Annotated in this window: 16 protein-coding genes and 1 other RNA gene; 3 read left to right on the top strand and 14 right to left on the bottom strand. The window is 38.1% G+C overall.

The features are described from left to right. Positions 1–172: 172 nt before the first annotated feature. The 14 genes from greA to gshAB all read right to left on the bottom strand — a co-directional run bounded on the left by greA (position 173) and on the right by gshAB (position 18,124). Positions 173–652, bottom strand: coding sequence for a transcription elongation factor GreA (gene greA, locus B9P78_RS01930; protein ID WP_094517897.1), 480 nt, complete (start codon positions 650–652; stop codon positions 173–175). A 116-nt stretch (positions 653–768) separates the two neighbouring features. After that, positions 769–1,407 (bottom strand): uridine kinase, encoded by a 639-nt coding sequence (gene udk / locus B9P78_RS01925; RefSeq protein WP_094517896.1) that lies wholly within the window; start codon positions 1,405–1,407, stop codon positions 769–771. A gap of 121 nt (positions 1,408–1,528) precedes the next feature. Next, positions 1,529–2,650, bottom strand: a complete 1,122-nt coding sequence (gene mltG / locus B9P78_RS01920) for an endolytic transglycosylase MltG (protein ID WP_094517895.1) — start codon at positions 2,648–2,650, stop codon at positions 1,529–1,531. 340 nt (positions 2,651–2,990) lie between these two features. Next, on the bottom strand, positions 2,991–5,606 hold the full coding sequence (locus tag B9P78_RS01915) for a YhgE/Pip domain-containing protein (RefSeq protein ID WP_094517894.1): 2,616 nt from the start codon (positions 5,604–5,606) through the stop codon (positions 2,991–2,993). Between the two features lie 18 nt (positions 5,607–5,624). Further along, on the bottom strand, positions 5,625–6,104 hold the full coding sequence (locus B9P78_RS01910; protein ID WP_094517893.1) for an Rrf2 family transcriptional regulator: 480 nt from the start codon (positions 6,102–6,104) through the stop codon (positions 5,625–5,627). Positions 6,105–6,285: 181 nt separating this feature from the next. Continuing rightward, a complete protein-coding gene (locus B9P78_RS01905) occupies positions 6,286–6,621 on the bottom strand; it encodes a DUF1292 domain-containing protein (protein WP_094517892.1) in 336 nt (111 codons plus the stop codon). Between the two features lie 51 nt (positions 6,622–6,672). Then, positions 6,673–7,092 (bottom strand): Holliday junction resolvase RuvX, encoded by a 420-nt coding sequence (ruvX, locus tag B9P78_RS01900; RefSeq protein WP_094517891.1) that lies wholly within the window; start codon positions 7,090–7,092, stop codon positions 6,673–6,675. Next, entirely contained in the window at positions 7,092–7,355 is a 264-nt protein-coding gene (locus B9P78_RS01895) for an IreB family regulatory phosphoprotein (protein WP_094517890.1), read from the bottom strand. The genes ruvX and B9P78_RS01895 overlap by 1 nt, the downstream gene beginning before the upstream one ends. Before the next feature lie 64 nt (positions 7,356–7,419). Next, positions 7,420–10,062, bottom strand: a complete 2,643-nt coding sequence (gene alaS, locus B9P78_RS01890; protein WP_094517889.1) for an alanine--tRNA ligase — start codon at positions 10,060–10,062, stop codon at positions 7,420–7,422. Positions 10,063–10,360: 298 nt separating this feature from the next. Further along, entirely contained in the window at positions 10,361–12,865 is a 2,505-nt protein-coding gene (locus B9P78_RS01885; protein ID WP_094517888.1) for an ATP-dependent RecD-like DNA helicase, read from the bottom strand. 183 nt (positions 12,866–13,048) lie between these two features. After that, positions 13,049–14,140: a tRNA 2-thiouridine(34) synthase MnmA gene (gene mnmA / locus B9P78_RS01880; RefSeq protein WP_094517938.1), complete on the bottom strand. Its 1,092-nt coding sequence runs from the start codon at positions 14,138–14,140 to the stop codon at positions 13,049–13,051. Positions 14,141–14,334: 194 nt separating this feature from the next. Continuing rightward, positions 14,335–14,679, bottom strand: a complete 345-nt coding sequence (locus tag B9P78_RS01875; RefSeq protein WP_094517887.1) for a hypothetical protein — start codon at positions 14,677–14,679, stop codon at positions 14,335–14,337. 18 nt (positions 14,680–14,697) lie between these two features. Further along, on the bottom strand, positions 14,698–15,657 hold the full coding sequence (locus tag B9P78_RS01870; protein ID WP_233487649.1) for a cysteine desulfurase family protein: 960 nt from the start codon (positions 15,655–15,657) through the stop codon (positions 14,698–14,700). Positions 15,658–15,823: 166 nt separating this feature from the next. After that, a complete protein-coding gene (gshAB, locus tag B9P78_RS01865; protein WP_094517886.1) occupies positions 15,824–18,124 on the bottom strand; it encodes a bifunctional glutamate--cysteine ligase GshA/glutathione synthetase GshB in 2,301 nt (766 codons plus the stop codon). A 207-nt stretch (positions 18,125–18,331) separates the two neighbouring features. Here gshAB and B9P78_RS01860 point away from each other — a divergent pair, with 207 nt between their 5' ends. The 3 genes from B9P78_RS01860 (at position 18,332) to B9P78_RS01850 (ending at position 20,482) form a co-directional block, all read left to right on the top strand. Next, positions 18,332–19,603, top strand: a complete 1,272-nt coding sequence (locus tag B9P78_RS01860; RefSeq protein ID WP_094517885.1) for a replication-associated recombination protein A — start codon at positions 18,332–18,334, stop codon at positions 19,601–19,603. Positions 19,604–19,666: 63 nt separating this feature from the next. Next, positions 19,667–19,854, top strand: a non-coding RNA gene (ssrS, locus tag B9P78_RS01855) — 6S RNA. A 157-nt stretch (positions 19,855–20,011) separates the two neighbouring features. Beyond that, positions 20,012–20,482, top strand: a complete 471-nt coding sequence (locus B9P78_RS01850; RefSeq protein WP_094517884.1) for a universal stress protein — start codon at positions 20,012–20,014, stop codon at positions 20,480–20,482. Positions 20,483–20,679 lie beyond the last annotated feature (197 nt).

Here is a 20,679-nt window from a genome sequence, read left to right as displayed (position 1 = left end):
TTCTTTGATATCTCCATTTTATCTTATTTTATGCTTTAATGGTAATCCATCCACTGTAAAAATACATGCGGCTTTAGTCGGAAAATTCTAAATGATTGCATGAAAGCACGTCTAGTTACAAAAAAAAGTGCACACCCTCCAATGGAAAGTGTGCACTCGCTTGATTATACGATTAGATAGCATCAACGCTAGTAATTTTAACTGTCATGTCTCCGCCTGGTGTAGCGATTGACACTTCATCACCAACACGTTTGCCAATTAAGGCACGTGCAATTGGTGATTCGTTAGAAATTTTGCCGTCTAGTGGATCTGCTTCTGCTCGACCAACAATTGAGTAAACTTCTTCATCACCATCTGGCAATTCGATAAATGTAACTTTACGACCTAAAGATACGATTCCTTCATCTACTGAATTAGGATCGATAATTTTAGCATATCGTACCATTTTTTCTAATTTTTGAATTTGACCTTCAACAAAAGCTTGTTCATCTTTTGCTGCTTCATATTCAGAGTTTTCTGATAAATCTCCGTATGAACGTGCAATTTTAATACGTTCTACGATTTCTTTACGTTTAACAATTTTTAATTCTTCTAAATCATGTTGAATCTTTTCAAGACCTTCTTGGGTCATTGGATATGTCTCTTCTGCCATACTTCTTCTCCTAACAACATATATAGTACTATTAACCAAAAAAGATTAATAGGAACACAATATCATGGAAATGCATATTTTGCAATACACTTTATATAATATTGTTAAAATTAATTCTATTCTTCAATATTTAAATCAGCTGGTAATACGGAGCGGATTTTAGTTGTCATTAAATCGATGGCAACATTATTGGATCCACCTTCAGGAATAATAATATCCGCAAATTTTTTCGTTGGTTCAATAAATTGCTCATGCATAGGTTTTACAACTGTTGTATATGCATCAATAATAGAATCTAATGAACGTCCACGTTCAGCCATATCACGTTTAATACGACGGATGATACGGATATCATCATCTGTATCAACAAAAACTTTAATATCCATTAAATCACGTAAGTCTTTATCTGAGAAGATTAAGATTCCTTCGATAATGATGACTTCTTTTGGTTCTACTGTAATTGTTTCTGTACTACGGTTATGTTGTGTAAAATCATATACAGGCATTTGAATTGCTTGGCCATTCAATAAAGCTGTAATATGTTGGTTTAATAACTCTGTATCAAATGCTAATGGATGGTCGTAATTTGTTTTCACACGTTCATCCATCGTTAAATGACTTTGATCTTTATAATAAGCATCTTGAGGAATATAAGCTAAACTTACATCTCCAAATTCTTCCATAATTTTACGCGTTACAGTCGTCTTACCAGAACCTGTACCACCTGTTACACCAATAATAATTGGTTTGCGCATAAAAAAACACACCTTCCTAATATTCAAAAAATTAGCTCAAATTCACTGCTATTAAATATAGAGAAAAATTCTCCTAATTGCAAGTAAATTCAAGCTATTTTCTATGTTTTATGTGTATATATTATAAATCTGCGTTTGCTTCTGTTACATATTGTTCAACAAGCGCCGCATGTTCTTCATATGTTTCAGAGTAGTAAACTTCCCCTGTTGTTAAATCCGCTACAAAGTATAGGTAGTTAGATTCAGTTGGGTTCATTGAGGCTTCAATCGCTTCAAGACCAGGATTATTAAATGGTCCAGGGCCTAAGCCAGTATTAATGTATAGATTATATGGAGAATCTACAGCTGCATCCTCATTTGTCACGTATGCAGAATGTGTATTATTCGCATATAAAACTGAAATATCTGATTGAATCGGCATATCAATTGCTAATCGGTTATTAAACACACCTGCAATCATTTCACGATCTTCTTTGGTTGATGCTTCCGCTTCAACTAAAGATGCTAAAGTTAAAAATTCGTGGAAAGTTAAACCAGAAGCTTCGATATCTGCCGTATGTTGTAGGCGAATATTTTCCATTTCTGAAACCATCATAGTAACTGCATCAGCAACTGTTGCTGATGAATCTAATTCATAGGTTGCAGGATATAAATATCCTTCCAATTTGTAACGAACATCCTCATTCTCAGAAACATCCGTTAATAAATCAGGATACTGTGCTAGCAAGTCACTGAATAGACTTTCATCTGTCATCTGTGTAAGAACATCTGCTTGTTCTAATCCCATAGTATCTGCAATAATTTGCGAAATATCTTCTAATGAACTACCTTCTGGAATTGCTAGCGTAGCCACTTCAATTGTTGCACCTTGCTGTAATTGATTTGAAGCCTCTTGGAATCCTAAGTTTTTATTTAATGTATAGGTCCCTGCTTCAATTGCATCTTCACCAGTTAATCTTAGGTAAGTTACAAACAAGTAATCATTAAAAATAATCCCTTGATCATCTAAAATCTTAGCTATATCAGATGCAGTTGAGCCTTCTGGAATCTCCACTTCAACAGTTTCATCCGAACTACCAAAGCCACCTTGAATAGCCATGAACCCTAATGATAACCCTGTAACCACTAACAAGCCAATAAACACAAGAATCACCCACATAGTGATTTTTGAAGCCGTCCCATTTGATTTCTTATCAATTTGTTTTTGTTTCTCGTAAAATTCTTCACGCGCTTTCTTAGACATATAGCGACTCCTCTTCTAGTAAACTAATATAACCATTATACATGAACAGCCAAAATAACAACATAAAAGTTGGTAAAAACCAACAAACGTAAAAAAACTGTAATATTGAACAGGAGGTGAGAAAAAGCGCTTTGGCCCTAACCACTGGAGAAATAGTGCCGTGGCACATGAAATGTGACGCAAACTATTTTGAAGTGGGCAAGGGACAGCTTTGTCGAACTCAACTACAGAATGTGAGCACGAGCGGTCAGACAGGATGTGAAATCCGACTGCAATTGAATCTACATCAAAAAACACGGTAAGGTAACATTCCCCTAACCGTGTTTTTAACAAAATTGCACTACACTGCTGCTTGCGTCTTAAAGTCATTTGCTTTCAATTTCTTGTACTTTATAGTGTAGAAGAGAATGATTAAAAGCGTGAACACAATCAGAATTGACGTTAAAACAAATACATCAGTGCGTATGCTACCACCTATACCGAATAATTGTCTGTAGGCATCTACAGAATAAGTAATTGGTAGGTAGGGATGGATCGCTTCAAAGAATGGATTTGACAATTGAATTGGATAGGTACCACCTGAACCTGACAGTTGTAAAATCAAGAAAATTAACATTATGAAAGAGCCAATTTTATCAAACAATAAATTAAATAACATGACAATCGAAATTGAAGTTAAGGCCGTTATTATCGTTACGAGTAATGTTTTACTCATAGAAAATGTTTCTAAACCATTCACTGTATGTAATAGAAATACCATAATCAAGGATTGTAAAATACCAACCACTGCCAACACAGAGAATTTACTTGCCCACCAGCTGATGCCATTTTTAGGGCGACCTTTAGGTGTATAACTATCGAACATTAGATTTAGGGTAATTGCACCGATGAATAAAGCAACAGACATCATATATGGCGCCATCCCTGTACCATTATTTGGAATTGGTGCGGTTTCAGTTTGATTAGTGTCGACTGGTTCTGCCATCATGTCATACGTATTGTCAGTTGCATCAACTTCGTTCAGCGTTTGACTACCATTCGCTAACTGTGTACTTAATTCAGATGTACCATCAGCGATTGTGCCTAGGCCGTCACCTAATGTTTGTGATCCATTCGCCAATTGATCTGCCCCATCTGCAATTTGCCCTGCACCATCTGCAAGTTGGCTAGTACCATCAGTTAATTGACCACTATTAGCAACTAGTTGGCCAGTACCATCAGCCAAGGCTTGTGTACCTGCTTGCAATTGAATGGCGCCATCAGCCAAAGTGCCTGTTTGGCTATTCAATGTATTTAGACCTTCACTCAATTGATTAGAACCATCTGTTAGTGATAAACCACCCGCATTCAATTCTTGGGTACCGTCATTCAGTTGACTCATACCTGAAGCTAATGCAGTAGCACCACTTTGTGCTTGATCTATTCCAGCATCCAGTGTCTGTGCGCCCGCTAATAAGGTATCGCTACTAGATGCCACTTGGTTAACGCCATCAATTAAGGTATTGGTACCATCATATAAAGCATCATACCCTTCAGTTAATTGATGAACACTTGCTTGTAAATTAGCAATCTGGCTACCAATTGCCGTAACATCAACGTCTTGCAAACTAGATAGAGACGATAAATCAGTAGAAATCGTTTGAACTGAGCCCGCTTGAGTAGTGGCCACTGTCGTAAATTGGTTTGCAACAGCCGTACTAACTGCAGCCTCTTGTTCAGGCGTTAATGCAGCCCCGCTTGCTTCAATTGCTGTTAAAACAGCTTCTGTATTACTAGCTGGGTCACTAACTGCTACAATACTGGTCAATTGTGTTTGCACATCTGCCATTGCAGTCGATAATGTCTCTAATTGGCCAGTAACATCTGATAAGTCTCCAGCTAAACTTGAATTCTGTAAACTACTATCTAAATTATCTAAACCTGATTTCATTTGATCTAATCCAGTTTGTAAAGCTGTTATTTTCGCAGCCTGTTCTTCGCTTGTTAGACTCGCATTTAATTGTGATAAGCCATCTGTTAAAGCCTGACTCCCTTCAGCTAATTGCACCATGCCATCGTTCAAACTATTAGCGCCATCTGCTAATGTCACTGTATTATCAGACAAAGTAGTTAACCCAGCACTTAGAGTAGCACTACCATCAGCTAAATCGCCTGCACCGCTAGTCAATTGACTTACGCCCGATGTCAAGGCAGGCATACTATCTGTTAATTGACTGGTACCTTCGTTTAAAGCCGTAGCACCTTCGTTTACTTGACTGACACCATCAATATATGTGTTTAAACCAACATCTAAGCTATCTGCTCCATCAGCAAAAATTAGACTTGATGATGCTAAAGTGTTTAAATTTTCTGTTATTGTAGCATTTCCATCTGCAGCTTCTTCTACACCGTCTTTAATTTGACTACCACCATCCGCAGCATCTTGCATTTTATCTGCCACAGTTTGTAATTGTGCAAAAATTGTTTCCGCGTATATTTTAGTCACTTCGCTAGATACGGAATCCTTAATCGTATTAGCTGCAGAAGAGGTTAGCTTGGAGGCAATATAAGAATGTCCCGCGCTGGTTTCATAATTTAAGATCATTTGTTTGGGTTCATCTTCAAGTAAGCTCGTGGCGTTTTCTGAGAAATTTTCGGGAATGGTGATGACCATATAGTAATCACCATCTTTTAATCCAGCCTCAGCATCTGATTTTGACACAAATTCAAAATCCATTTCATCTGAATTTTCCAACTCATCCACTAAATTATCCCCTATTGCTAAGTTTTCATCATTATATTGAACTGCCTTGTCCTCATTCACAACGGCTACTGGTAAATTCGCAAGTTTTCCATATGGATCCCACATAGAACTCAAAAAAATTACTGTGTATAACGAAGGAATAAAAGCTATCCCTAGTAAAATAATGATCATTTTTTTCTTTGTAAATATTGATTGCCATTCTTGCTTAATCAAAGTAGCACACGTCCATTCTTATTCTTTTTCGTTAGAAGTAACAATTGATTCCCAATCTATAACATTCACTTCATTAGTGCCTGCCATTAATAATGATTCAAGTGTATATTTTTGTAATCGTTGTTTAAATAATTGCTCAGCATCAGAAAATACATCTAATACTTCGCGTTTTTTATTCTTAATTTTATCAGCATGTAAAAATACTTTTTCTGCTAAATTTGTTGGTCGAACAAAACTTTCTTTGCCCTCAATCGCTTCATAAATATGTAACATCGTCATATCTTTAGGTGATTTCTTTAATACAAAACCGCCATCCTTACCAGCTATAGAATGCACCAAACCTGAAACCACCAAAGAACGCATGATTTTTTTCAGGTATGAATCAGACACCTCAAGACGCCGACTTAAAATTGTACTTTTTATGGGACGGTGATCGGCCTGGGTTGCCAGCATAATCATTATACAAAGGGCTTGTTCAACCCCACTTTTCATCTTCATTGAATACCCTCCATTCATGGATGAAATTTATCTATGGATACATTCTATCTCTTGATGATTTCATTTACAAGTATTTTCCACTCTTCTCATCAATTATTTATTTCGTTTTTTCCATGAAAAAAGCACCCAAAATCAATTGGATGCTTTCTCTCTTTTATTGACATTTACTTAAAGCGACAGATTATAAATCTTCATCTTCGATAAATGTTGCTAATACTTCTTCAACCATATCCCATTCTTCTTCAGTTTCGATTGGGTTCAGTTGACCTTCGTAGCCGTCGCCACTTTCTACATATGAGAAGGCTTGTAATTCTACACCTTCGTCATCAGAAACGCCTGCTGGATATACGATAACGTATGATTTTCCAAAGTCTTCTGAATCAAACGTAAACAAGATTTCGAATAATTGTTCGTTACCTTCTTCGTCTACGATTGTAATATGTTCATGGTCTGCGTGGTCATGTTCGTGATCGTGGTCATGTAAATGATCATGCTCGTGGTCGTGATGTTCAGTCATGTGTTAATCTCCTTTAAATTTAAAATCTAGGTAAAAATCTATTATACACCATTACGATGGGTGGGCATCTAAATAATTTTGTAAAATGAGTACTGCAGCTAACTTATCGATGACCTTTTTGCGTTTCTTACGACTTACATCGTTCGCAATTAACATCCGTTCCGCTTGAACGGTCGTTAAACGTTCATCTTGGTAATATACTGGCAAACCAAAGGTATCTATCATTAATTGACCATATTTTTGTGAAGCTTCCGCTCGGGGACCAATTGAATTGTTCATATTTTTGGGTAAGCCAATCACAACGGCTTCTACCTCATACTCTTTAATCAATTCCGCCATACGGTCGGTACCAAAATTGCCACTTTCTTCATCAATCGGAATGATTTCTATCCCTTGTGCAGTCCACCCAAATGGGTCTGAGACAGCAATGCCTACTGTTTTAGAACCCACATCTAGTCCGATGTATCGCATTAATTACGCCCAGATTGTTTCATGTAGTTCACGATTAACTCTTCAAGAATTTCATCGCGGTCATGATAGCGAATGATATTACGTGCTTCGTTATGACGTGGAATATAAGCTGGATCACCAGATAGTAAGTACCCAACGATTTGGTTTACTGGATTGTAGCCTTTTTCTTTCAATGCATCATAAACGATTTCTAATGTTTCTTTGACGCCTTTTTCGTTGTTATCACCGAAATTAAATAGGACTGTTTCATCTTTATTAGTCATCAGAACACCTCCAAATATTATCTATAGTTTACCGAATTATACAAGTATTAACAAGAAATCGCCACTATTTAGCAATAATTTCTTTTGCAAACGCAAGTGCATCGGCGATACCAGCTGGATTTTTACCACCCGCTTGAGCCATATCTGGTCGGCCACCGCCGCCACCACCAATTTTTGGTGCTACTTGTTTAATCATGTCACCGGCTTTAACGCCAGCTTCGATTGCTTTAGGGCTTACCGCAATTAGCAAGTTTGCTTTTTCTTCCGCTGATGTTGCTAATACTAACACATCAGAAGATGCTTTTTGTTTCCATTCATCCGCAATTTTACGTAAATCATCCATAGAACAATTTGGTACATTTTGCGCGATGATGGTTAATCCGCCCACTTCTTCTACTTGATCAAAAATTTGACCTGCTGCTTGCGCATTCATTTTATCACGTAATGCACCTAATTGCTGTACAGTTTCTTTATGCTCTTCTCTAAATTGTGCAAAACGTCCTACTAAATTAAAGAATTTCTTCACTTTCAAACCTTCTGCTAATTCTTTTAGAATTGCTTCTTGTTGTTGGTATTCTTGAATAGCAGCTAAAGAAGTAACTGCTTCAATACGACGAACTCCGGCACCAATACCAGATTCAGAAGTGATTTTGAATACACCGATTTCTGCTGTATTAGCGACGTGCGTGCCACCACAAAGTTCGATTGACCAATGGTTTACATCAACCATACGCACTTCATTGCCGTATTTTTCACCAAATAATGCTTGAGCACCAGCTGCTTTTGCTTTATCAATAGTTGTGACAGTTGTAACAACTGGGAAAGCATCTGCAATTGCTTGGTTAACTTTTGCTTCCATTTCAACTAATTCATCCGGTGTAACTTGACCGAAGTGAGAGAAGTCAAAACGTAAATGGTTTTCTGTCACCAATGAACCAGCTTGATTTGCGTGATCACCTAATACATCTTTTAATGCTTGGTGTAATAAATGAGTCGCAGTATGGTTCTTTTCAATAGAATGGTGACGACGACGGTCCACTTTCAATACAACCGTTTGGTCTAATACCAATGGCGCTTCCAAGACAACTTCATGTAAGTGTTGACCACCTGGTGCACGAACAACATTTACTACTTTACCAATCAATTGGTCATTCTCGTCTACAATCACACCTGTATCAGCAATTTGTCCACCCATTTCAGCGTAGAATGGGGTTTGGTCTGCAACTACATAAACTTCACTACCCGCTTGTGCAAGTGAGACAAATGCATCATCAGCAAGGATTGTATTGATACGTGTTTCTACTTCTAATTGGTCATATCCAACATATACAGAATCAACATCAATTTCACCTAAAATATCTGATTGAACTGCCATACCCGTAGAAGATTTACGTGCTGCACGTGCACGTTCGCGTTGTTCTTGCATCGATTTTTCAAAACCTGATAATTCAACTTCAATACCTGCTTGTTCTAAATATTCTTGTGTCAATTCTAATGGGAAACCATAAGTATCATATAATTTGAATGCTTGTTCCCCAGGCATTAATTTTTCATGTGCCGCTTTAAGACTAGAAATGACCTCTTCAATAATCGCTTCACCTTCATTAATAGTTTCATTAAAGCGGTTTTCTTCTGTCACAATCACATCTTGAATGAATGATTGATCTGCTTTCACTTCAGGATAGTAAGCTTCCATGATATCTGCAACAACTGGTACCAATTGTGCTAAGAAATTGCCCTTGATTCCTAAACGACGACCATGCATAATTGCACGACGAATTAATCGACGTAAAATGTAGCCACGACCTTCATTAGATGGCAATGCACGGTCACCAATAGCAAAGGTAACTGCACGTATATGATCAGCGATTACTTTAAATGATACATCCGTTAATTTTGTATCTCCATATTTTGCCTTTGTGCCCAAAGCTTGAACAGCTTCGATGATTGGCATGAACAGATCAGTTTCAAAGTTAGTTGGTGTATCTTGGATAACTGAAACCATACGTTCTAGACCCATACCCGTATCAATATTTTTATGTTTCAATGGTACATATTCACCATTTGGTAAGTGATTGAATTGTGAGAATACAATATTCCAGATTTCTAAGTAGCGTTCATTTTCACCACCTGGATACATTTCTGGGTCTTCATCTGGTAAGTCTTGATATTTTTCGCCACGGTCATAGAAAATTTCTGTATCTGGACCACAAGGACCTGCACCTAAATCCCAGAAATTATCTTCTACTGGTACATAGTGGTCATCAGTTAAACCAGTTGTTGATTTCCATAAGGCTACTGTTTCAGTATCTTCAGGATAGTAAGTCATATATAACTTGCTTGGGTCTAAGCCTAACCATTTTTCATCAGTTAAGAATTCCCATGCCCAAGGAATTACTTCTGCTTTGAAATAGTCCCCGATTGAGAAGTTTCCTAACATTTCAAATAGTGTATGGTGACGAGCTGTAACCCCAACATTTTCAATATCGTTGGTACGAATTGATTTTTGAGAGTTGGTAATACGCGGATTTTCAGGTACAACTGATCCATCAAAATATTTTTTAAGGGTTGCTACACCAGAGTTAATCCACAATAAAGATGGATCTTGAACTGGAATTAAAGAAGCGCTTGGCTCCACACTGTGACCTTTTGTTTGCCAGAAGTCTAACCACAATTGGCGTACTTCTGCTGATGTTAATTGTTTCATATTTTCCTCCTATAATAAAAAACATAGCCCTGCAAATTGAGGACGACTATGCGCGGTACCACCTCATTTGCAATGCTATGTTTACATTACCTCTCTAGTTGCTGGATAACGCTAGCGCGTAGTCTTTCGACTATTGAATAAAGAAAGAGAGCATTTTATTGGTTGAGTGCTTGCACCTGATCACTCTCGCTTAGGGTCAATAAAATATGGTTCTTTCTGCTTGTTGGCATTCCGGCCATTTACCTACAAATTATACTGACAGATAGCGGTTTTTGTCAAGTTTTTATCCAGATCCTACCTAGAAGTCATACGGACTGATACCAGCCATACCAATCATTGGATCAATCTTTTGAGAAATGACCAATTCAGCCGTCAAATATGATTCTTTTTCTTCATTTGAAGAATCTGTTGCACTTGCCACCGGACCATAATGCATCGGTTTTTTCCCTGTATTCTTTGTATCACTACTTTCGTCAGCTACTGTTTCTGCTACAAAATCCATGCCCTCTTCAGCCATTTCCGCTAAGGTATCACTACTTTCAAGCAGGAAATCCTTTAATTGTGTTTGACGACTGGCGTCTACATTTTGAATGGCCGTTTGAAATGCATCCGGTTCACCACACATGATTAATGACTGTTTGGCCCGTGTAATCGCCGTATATAGTAAATTACGTTTCAGCATCCGGTGATGTTGGCGGACTAGAGGTACAATTACAATCGGAAATTCGGACCCTTGTGATTTATGAATAGATGTACAGTAGGCCAAAGTAATTTCAGCAAAATCATTTCGTTCATAAGTAACTTCAGTTTCGTCGAATTTGACGACAATTTCATCTACTTTGTTGGTCGTTTCTTTGGCAAAAAAGATCGCTACGATTTCACCTAAATCACCATTGAAAACATTTTTTTCTGCTTGATTTTTCAGTTGCAACACCTTGTCACCAACACGAAAAATTTGTTCAAAATAGGCTAATTCTCTACGTTTACCATCAATATTTGGATTTAAGGTTGCTTGCAACCGTTCATTTAGCGCATTAATACCTGCTTGACCTTTATATTGGGGTGCAAGTACTTGAATATCTCGTTTATTGTAGCCTTTTTGCATCGCTTTTTTAGCGATAATTGCTACCAAATCGGCTACTTGGTCTGCATATACCTTAAAAAATGACCTATCAGCTTGATTCACCATCAAATCTTTCGGTACAATGCCCTGTTTAATTTCATGCGCTAATTGAACAATTGTTGATTGGTTTTTTTGCCGATAAATTTCATCGAGCTCCCTTGTTTTCACCGTTTGCGAAGATAATAAATCGGCTAGGACTTGGCCCGGTCCAACAGAGGCAAGTTGGTCTTTATCGCCCACAAAAATCACTTGCATAAAAGAAGGTACACTTGTTAGTAGTTTAAAGGCTAGCCAGGTATCTACCATAGACATTTCATCAATAATTAACAAGTCTGTTTCTAATTGGAAATTAGATTCATCTGAATCGTCACGGTCATCTTCTTCCCCAGTTAAGCCCAATAAGCGGTGAATTGTCGATGCTGGCAAGTGAATCATCTCTGTCATTCGTTTCGCTGCACGTCCTGTTGGTGCAGCTAAAGATATGGGAAAAGCACCTGGATCATACTCATCGACATTTAAAGAAATATTATTCAAGCGTGCATATAAATGCACAATACCATTCAGTACTGTCGTCTTCCCAGTACCTGGTCCCCCAGTTAAGATAAACATCTTCGAGGTTAAAGCTTCCTTGATGGCTTTCTTTTGGGCATTGCCATACTGAATACCAAAATCATCTTCTAATTTGTTGATTTCTTCATCCAAATCAACACCAGGATAGGAGGGTTGATATTGTGGTTGCTGCATCTTGCTCATCATTTTGGCTATGCCAACTTCAGCATAATACAAAGTCGGTAAGGCTACCCGCCCCTCTTCAGATACTATGACGCGGCCCGTTTCATTCATATCCGAAATGGTAGCAGCAATGCTGTCCCCGTCAATAAATTGACTTTGGCCTTGCATTAATACCTCTTGTGTCTTTTCGATTAAAGGTTGCTCCATCACATATGTATTCCCTGATTCGAAGGTAGCGTGGTTCAAGACGAACGTCACCGCACCTGCAATACGTACAGGTGAATCTAGTGGAAAACCAATATTTAAAGCAATTTGATCGGCTTTTTGGAAACCAAAACCGCGGATATCATCGATTAAAATATAAGGATTTTCTTCTATCAATGTGATTGCTTCATTATGGTAAAGACCATAAATTTGTGCTGCTAATCGGGATGAAAAGCCCATTTCTGCTAATTTGACGAAAACTTGCTCGTTACCTCGTTGAGCTTTGATGCGTTCATGTAGTAATAGTCGTGTTTTTTTGGATAGCCCCTTTACTACACTTAAACGATCTGGTTCATTTAAAATGACTTCAACCGTCTCTTCACCAAATGCATCTACAATCCTACTAGCTAATGTTTCACCAATACCTGGAAATTGCTCTGAAGATAAGTAACGTATTAAACCTTCTCTAGAAGAAATACGTTTTGCTTCATAAGATACCACTTGGAATTGAACACCATATTTGGCGTGGTCTACTAATTTTCCTTTAAATAAATAGGTTGTACCATCTTGAATTGTTGGGAAATTTCCAGTCATGACAATTTCGTTTTCTGAATACATGGTATTGGTCTCATCAACCGAAACCGACATCACCCTATAGAAATTTGTTTCATTAAAGAAGAAGGTTGCTTTTACTTCACCAATGACATAATCCACCTGTGGCGCATTTGTTTGCTCCATATCCATCCTGGCAATTTCCCCCTTTCTTACTTTTATCATCCTGCCTATTATACCACAGCTACCCCAGGTGAAAGGTAAAATCCACAGACTGTTATTACCAGTACAACAAAAAGAGACATGACCATGACATCACGCCTCTATTATGTTAGTTATTGAATTGCATCGTCTGAATATATGTTAAATGTCTAATTAAACGTATTGTAGTTCTTTGACTGCTTCATTTTTAAATGCAGCATCAATAGTACCGCCACCTAGGCATTCTGCACCATTGTAAAATACAACGGATTGTCCTGGTGTAATTGCGCGTACTGGTTCAGCAAAAGTAACTTTTGCACTACCATCTTCAAAGATATCCACATGAACTTGTGTATCTTTTTGGCGATAACGGAATTTTGCAGTACAATCAAAAGATTTCGCTGTAAATTCGTCATCGATAAATGATAAATCGCTTGCCATTAGGTAGTCAGCGTATAATTTATCGTTGTGGAAACCTTGTCCAACATACAATACATTTTGCGCTTGATCTTTACCTACAACAAACCATGGATCATCTGTTTGGCCACCGCCACCGATGCCTAAACCTTTACGTTGGCCAATTGTGTAGTACATTAAGCCCATGTGGTCGCCCATTACTGTACCGTCTTCAGCAATCATCTTACCAGGTTGAGCTGGTAGGTAGTTACCTAAAAATTCTTTGAAATTCTTTTCGCCGATAAAGCAAATACCTGTAGAGTCTTTTTTCTTAGCTGTTGCTAACCCTGCTTCTTCAGCAATTCGACGTACTTCAGGTTTTTCTAAGTGACCTAATGGGAACATAACACGTTGTAATTGATCTTGAGATAATTGATTAAGGAAGTATGTTTGATCCTTATTATTATCTGCACCACGTAACATATGCACTTTTCCATCTTCATCGCGTTCAACTTGAGCATAATGTCCAGTTGCTACATAATCTGCACCTAATTCTAATGCATAGTCTAAAAAGGCTTTAAATTTAATTTCCTTATTACACATTACATCCGGATTTGGTGTACGATCGCGTTTGTATTCATCTAAGAAATAAGTGAATACCTTTTCCCAATATTCCTTTTCAAAGTTAATTGAATAATAAGGAATACCGATTTGACTAGCTACTGCCGCAACATCTTTATAATCTTCCGTCGCTGTACAGAAACCATTTTCGTCTGTGTCATCCCAGTTCTTCATAAAGATACCGATAACGTCATACCCTTGTTCTTTTAGTAATAAAGCTGTCACGCTGGAATCAACGCCACCACTCATTCCTACAACAACTCTAGGTTTTTTTGTTGATGAATTATTTTCTACCACAACATCACCATCTTTCTGCCATAAATTTACGATTTAAGGTCGTATTTCTGGTTGATAGTAGATATAAAATCACAAGTCTAAAGTATATACCCAATATAAAAAAAAGCAAGCGATACGCTTACTTTTCTCCTATATATCGTTATATTCTAAGCAATTTCTTCAAGTACACCACGTTCAACAAGATCCGCTTGTAAATGCTCAATGGCTTCTCTCAAAGGTTGCAAGGTATCATTCTTATAAACATTGATCGCTTGCATGCCATTTAAATTCGTTACATTCATGGTAAAGCCCTCTAAATCTGAGGACACTTTCATCTTGAATAAAACTTCACGACTATCATTGAAGGTTGGTTTCACCACGCGTTCAAATTCAAAATTACCTTGCTTACCTTCTTGGAAACCATAGTCACGTAAGGTATACTTTTTCACTGTATCTGCTAATTTAAAAGCTTTAGTTGCACCTTTTAATTGTACTTTTTTTGCAAATGCCATTTCTTTTCCCCCTATTATTTATTTAATAGATTCGAAGATATCTAAAATTTGGTCAATTTCTTCTGTCGTTGTGGGTTCACCGAATGAAATACGTAAACTTTGTGCAATTCGTGGCGAATCTTCGCCATACATTGACACTAATACACGTGAAGGTTCTAGTGAGCCTGCGGTACATGCTGATCCAGCTGATAGATATGCGTCTCGTAAATCTAACTTAATAAGCACTTGATCAGATTGATGATTTGGCCAATACACATTTAAAACATGTGCTAATTCACTCGTTTGAGGACCATTGATATGTAATTCAATACCTCTTTCCTTAGCACCAGCTAAGAAGTAATCTCGCATTTCATTTAGGTGCGCTTGATGACCAGCCATATTATTGTATTGTTTTTCGATGGCTTTGCCCATACCTATAATTAATGGCAATGCTTCTGTACCCGCACGTTTTTTATTTTCTTGGTTGCCCCCTTTGACATAAGGTGCATAGTCAGCCGTAGCATTACGATAGTACATAAATCCAATACCCTTAGGCCCATAAATCTTATGGGCAGACATTGATAATGCATCAATATGTAATGATTCTACATCTAATGGGACGTTTAAATATGTTTGGACGGTATCTGTATGGAAGAAGATATCACGTTCATGCAATAAATCACCAATTGCTTGGATATCTTGCAATGAACCCACCTCATTATTCCCTGCCATAATCGAAACGAGAATCGTATCAGGACGAATCGCCGCTTTTAGTGCATCAAAATCGATGTGTCCTTCTTCATCAAACGGTAAATAGGTCACTTCCATGCCTTGACGTTCAAGATGACGCATGGTTTGGTATACACTAGAATGTTCCGCCTCTGTTGAAATAAGATGGTTTCCTTTATCTCTTAAGCGATTAACTGTTTGCAAGATGGCAGAGTCATTCGACTCAGTCCCACCTGAGGTAATGATAATATCGTCGACTTTTGCATTCAAAGTCTCTGCAATTAAGCGTCGTACCCCTTCTACTTTTTGCTTTGATGCACGTCCTATCTTATATAGCTAGATGCATTTCCAAAATCTTCTTGCATGGCTTTTGCGACAACTTCAATGACTTCTGGATCCATTGGTGTGGTGGCCGCATAATCTAAATAGATGCCGTTCATTCTTTTCCTCCTGTAAATTTTGTTTTTTCCGGATATAAAAATTGTAATAACTCTTTCGAGATACGCTTACCTTGACCATATGCAGGGTAAATATGCATCATCATCATTGGATTAAAATTTGCTTCAATTAAAGCATAATTATCAGCTGTTGCTGGTTCATGAATATCCAAAATCATTAAATCAAGTCCCGTAATATTCACTTGTAACGTCTTCGCCATCTTCACAGCAATTTCCTTATAAGAATCATGCATATCTTCCAACATCTCAATAGAATCTCCACCGGTTGAGATATTTGAATTTTCACGTAAAAATACTTGTTCACCTTCTGGTACGATACTTGTAATATCATATCCTTGCTGTCTTAATGTATTAACCTCAATCGCACCAAGCGCAATAATCTCTAATGGGGAACGGTGATCGTGCCCCCGTTTGCTGTCTTGGTTTTTCAACGCTACAAGCTCTTCAACTGTAGATTTACCATCACCGATAACATTAGCGCCAACACGATTGACAATAGACAAGACTTTACCGTCTTGTACATAAAAACGATATTCTGTACCAAAAGCAAAATCTTCTATCAACACAGCGCCATCTTCTTTAAAGGCAATCTCCAAAGCATCTTTAAACTCTGCAGCACTTGCCCCATGTTTAAAAATTGAAATGCCTAATCCCATATTAGTTGATTTTGGTTTGATGACAAAAGCTTTTGCCACATATAAATCTGCCACTTTCATGGCTTGGTCAATCGCTTTAAATTCTAAACTTTGTGGCACACGAAAACCAGCCTCAGCTAATACGCGCTTCGTCACAACTTTATTTTCCATTACATAATGTGCTACGTATGGATCCTTGCTTGTAATATTACCGTTCTTCACGATTTCTTGATGTTCCTTGTAAGTAAAGCGCAACATCTGGTCGTCACGGTCTAAAATTTCAAATTGATACCCTTCTTGAATCGCATCGAACATCAGAATTTGCGTTGAAAGTTCCATATCTTCAAAACCACCTAGCGCATATGGTTTTTCCCAGGCTGATTGGTATAACTCTTCAGCAAAAGTTTTACCTGCTAGTAAATAGCCCTCTGTATCTTTCATTGCTGTCATCATTTGTGCAGCTGGCGTTAAACTTGGATCTTCAATACGCGCTTGCATATGGGTTGTTACATCGATAATTGCTTGGTCGGCATCAATTGCTTGCAACATCTCTTGCATATCGGCTAATAGTAGTCGTCCCTCTGCTTGCATGCTAGTCATATCAAAGGCACCTTCCTCGGCAACCTGTGTTTTCATTTGAATACCGTATCGCACTTCATCCATATTGGTGTCTTTGTCGGACCAAATTAAATATAAGATGAAATACTTCATAAAATCGATATCGCTAGCTTTGATACCGTATGGCGCATCCGGTTGAATATCTAATAAACGAAACTCTAGGTACTTAATTCCTGTTGTGAGTAATGAACGTGCTTTCTTTGCCCCTCTCAAACGGACATTTGAATAAAATTCTTTCTCGGCAATTAGATGTTTATTTGTCACATTTTCTTCTAAATAAGTGACATAATCTTCTAGATTGTCATAAGTAAAGATAACATCTGACTTATTGATATAGCCCAGGTGTGAATTTCGGATAGAGCGAATGGGTCCATCCTCAAAGGTATCATGCTTGTCACGATAAAAAGATGCATCAGCTACAGGTGCTGCACCAAATAAGTAAACCAGTAGCCATTGGTAGCGCAAGAAGTTCCGTGCTAATCGTAAATAAAAGTCTGATTGGAAGGTTTTTAGACTACGTGTATCGCCCTTTTTGACGATAAGTTCTGTATGTAATTTATGAATAAAATCTGGTGAAATTTGCATATTAAAGTGAATACCAGAAATCATCTGCAGTTGTTTACCATAAGCTTCAACTAGATAGTCACGGTAGGCTACTGCATCCAAATCTTCCAAGTCTGCCACTTTGATTTGGTCAACATTTGGTAATTTAGGAGGCATTGAATATGGCCAAATCCGTTCATCATTGTCTAAGGATTCAATTGCCACTTCATGGATTGCTTGCAACCATTCTAAAACTTCACTCGATGTATATGCAGGGGGGGTCACCAACTCCAATTGTGATTCCGCAAAATCGCGTTGAATATAGAAAGCAGATGTTGAACCATCGACTTTTTTAGGATGAGGAGATAAGGCTAAATCGCCATCTGGTGTGATGCGGTGCCCTTCTCGTTCAATTCCTATTGACGCTTGCTTAAAGGCGTGTTTCATATCTGCTTGTTGAATGAATGTTTGTAACCAATCCATATTGCACTAACTCCTCATATACTCTACTAAGCTTGCACCGTTATGACGAACTCGATGCATATTACCTGCTTGCTTCATTTTATCATTAAATCACTTATGAGACCATTTATGAAGCTCAATTCTTCTATTGATAAGAACATACATTCGCAGGACTGCAGTGATTATGGTACAATTTGGATAAAACATTCATGTAAAGGAGGCGAAACCATGCCACAACAAAATCCCTTAGCCTATCGAATGCGACCTCGCACCATCGAAGAAATTATTGGTCAGAGGCATTTGGTTGGGGAAGGTAAAATTATCCACCGCATGGTCAAGGCCAAACAATTATCTTCTATGATTTTATACGGTCCGCCTGGTATTGGTAAAACGTCAATCGCATCTGCGATAGCTGGTTCAACCAAATATGCTTTCCGCAAATTAAATGCGGCCACTGACAGCAAGAAAGATTTGCAAGCTGTGGTCGATGAAGCCAAATTTTCTGGTGGTATCGTATTACTGCTAGATGAAATTCATCGTCTTGATAAAACAAAACAAGATTTTTTACTACCCCATTTGGAATCGGGTTTAATCACGCTAATCGGTGCGACAACTGAGAATCCCTTCATTAATACGAGTCCAGCCATTCGGTCACGTACGCAAATTTTTCAACTCCAGCCCCTATCTGATGAAGATATCATGCTTGGCTTGAAACGCGCGCTTGAAGATGAAGAACGTGGTTTGGGCAATTTTTCAGTAATTGTAGACGACAATGCCTTAGAACATTTCGCTCATGCCGCATTTGGTGATCTCCGTTCATCGCTAAATGCTTTAGAACTGAGTGTGAAGTCCACTGACGCAAGTGAAGATGGCAAAATCCATATCACACTCGACATTGCGGAAGAAAGTATGCAGATGAAGTCATTCTCACATGATGCCGATGGTGATATGCATTATGATGTTATTTCAGCTTTTCAAAAAAGTATCCGCGGCAGCGATGTCGATGCAGCCCTCTTATATGCGGCTCGCTTAATTGAAGCGGGTGAATTAGCAATTTTATGTCGACGCTTATTGGTCATTGCCTATGAAGATATCGGTTTAGCCAATCCAGGTGCCACTGAACGTACAGTAGCTGCCGTGCAAGCTGCTAACCAGTTGGGTTTCCCTGAAGCGCGTATTCCGCTTGCAAACGCGATTATCGACCTCGCCTTATCACCTAAGTCTAATTCTGCAATTGAAGCCATTGACGCAGCACTGGCAGATGTACGTTCAGGTAAAGCAGGATTAATTCCAGCCCATTTAAAAGATGCGCATTATAAAGGTGCTAGTCAATTAGGGCATGGTGTTGAATATAAATATCCGCATGCCTATCCAAATCATTGGGTCCGTCAACAATACTTACCAGATACCTTAATTGGTCGCCATTATTACCAAGCTGGTAGTACTGGCAATTACGAACGGGCTTTAGAAGAAAATAGACGTAAACGGGAAAATAAATAAGCTGCATTCAGATGCAGAAACTTGAACTTTAGCAGAAAAAGATGTATGATAATGACAAGAAGAATTACTCTGTAGTGTTCGAGATTTCTTACAATGTGTTGACCGAACAATTAGCTATCTAGGGAACTGCCAAGGTTTATGGACGTAACGCCTCATCACGAGGACTGCCGAAGTAGATATGTAGTTCCCACCTGTATATCAATGCGGGTTCAATACAGATAGATTTCGTCACGGCACATAACGGAGCTCTTCCATAAAATTAAATTTTTAGGGGGATGTAGCTTTAGCTACATCCTTTTTTGTATGCTCATTTCTAACATTCCACTTGGTAATTATGATTGTCTGATAGCTTAAACGCTTACAATATTTATCCATAGTGGTATAATATAAGAAAGGAGCGTGAGCAAAATGTATCAAGAATATTCACGTATTTTAGCCCCAATTGATGGATCAGATGAATCTAAATTAGCCTTTAAGAAAGCGGTAGCAGTAGCTAGCCGGAACAATGCTACTTTAATTGTCGCCCACATTGTCGATACCTCCGCCTTCCAGACGACGAACATGTATAATGAAGTAATCCCTGAAGCAATTACTAGCAGAGCTAAAGTGATGCTCGATGAATATAAAGAAGCTGCCCACAAAGCAGGTATTGAACATGTCGAAACGGTTTTAGATTATGGTTCGGCCAAATACCAACTTTGCCATAGCTTGGCAGGTGACTATAAAGCTGATTTAATCATGCTAGGTGCCACTGGTCTGAATGCCGTGGAACGCCTATTTATTGGTTCTGTCTCTGAATATGTGATTCGTAATGCACCATGTGACGTCCTGGTTGTTCGAACTGATTTAGATAATACACAAATCAAACATAGTAAATAAGTATATAACGCAACATTTAAAATGCGCTTGAGATGTAAAGAACAGTTATAAAATGTAGGAAAATGACAATGTAAAATTGTTGGTTTTCCTACATTTTTTATATACTCTTCTTATCCCCTATAGAATTGGAGTGGAATAGGAATGAGAAGAGATATCAGAGAAGGAGTGAAAAAACATATGATTGATGGCATAAAGCC

The sequence above is a fragment of the Aerococcus sp. 1KP-2016 genome (assembly GCF_002252085.1).
Classification (GTDB): domain Bacteria; phylum Bacillota; class Bacilli; order Lactobacillales; family Aerococcaceae; genus Aerococcus.
This window is presented reverse-complemented; position numbering and strand designations above follow the sequence as displayed.

Coding starts and splice junctions, on each gene's coding strand:
- mltG (WP_094517895.1), bottom strand. CDS start 2,650: ATGTCTAAGAAAGCGCGTGAAGAATTTTACGAGAAACAAAAACAAATT.
- gshAB (WP_094517886.1), bottom strand. CDS start 18,124: ATGGATTGGTTACAAACATTCATTCAACAAGCAGATATGAAACACGCC.
- udk (WP_094517896.1), bottom strand. CDS start 1,407: ATGCGCAAACCAATTATTATTGGTGTAACAGGTGGTACAGGTTCTGGT.
- mnmA (WP_094517938.1), bottom strand. CDS start 14,140: ATGAGTGGTGGCGTTGATTCCAGCGTGACAGCTTTATTACTAAAAGAA.
- B9P78_RS01910 (WP_094517893.1), bottom strand. CDS start 6,104: ATGAAGATGAAAAGTGGGGTTGAACAAGCCCTTTGTATAATGATTATG.
- B9P78_RS01885 (WP_094517888.1), bottom strand. CDS start 12,865: ATGGATATGGAGCAAACAAATGCGCCACAGGTGGATTATGTCATTGGT.
- greA (WP_094517897.1), bottom strand. CDS start 652: ATGGCAGAAGAGACATATCCAATGACCCAAGAAGGTCTTGAAAAGATT.
- alaS (WP_094517889.1), bottom strand. CDS start 10,062: ATGAAACAATTAACATCAGCAGAAGTACGCCAATTGTGGTTAGACTTC.
- B9P78_RS01895 (WP_094517890.1), bottom strand. CDS start 7,355: ATGACTAATAAAGATGAAACAGTCCTATTTAATTTCGGTGATAACAAC.
- B9P78_RS01860 (WP_094517885.1), top strand. CDS start 18,332: ATGCCACAACAAAATCCCTTAGCCTATCGAATGCGACCTCGCACCATC.
- B9P78_RS01875 (WP_094517887.1), bottom strand. CDS start 14,679: ATGGCATTTGCAAAAAAAGTACAATTAAAAGGTGCAACTAAAGCTTTT.
- B9P78_RS01850 (WP_094517884.1), top strand. CDS start 20,012: ATGTATCAAGAATATTCACGTATTTTAGCCCCAATTGATGGATCAGAT.
- ruvX (WP_094517891.1), bottom strand. CDS start 7,092: ATGCGATACATCGGACTAGATGTGGGTTCTAAAACAGTAGGCATTGCT.
- B9P78_RS01905 (WP_094517892.1), bottom strand. CDS start 6,621: ATGACTGAACATCACGACCACGAGCATGATCATTTACATGACCACGAT.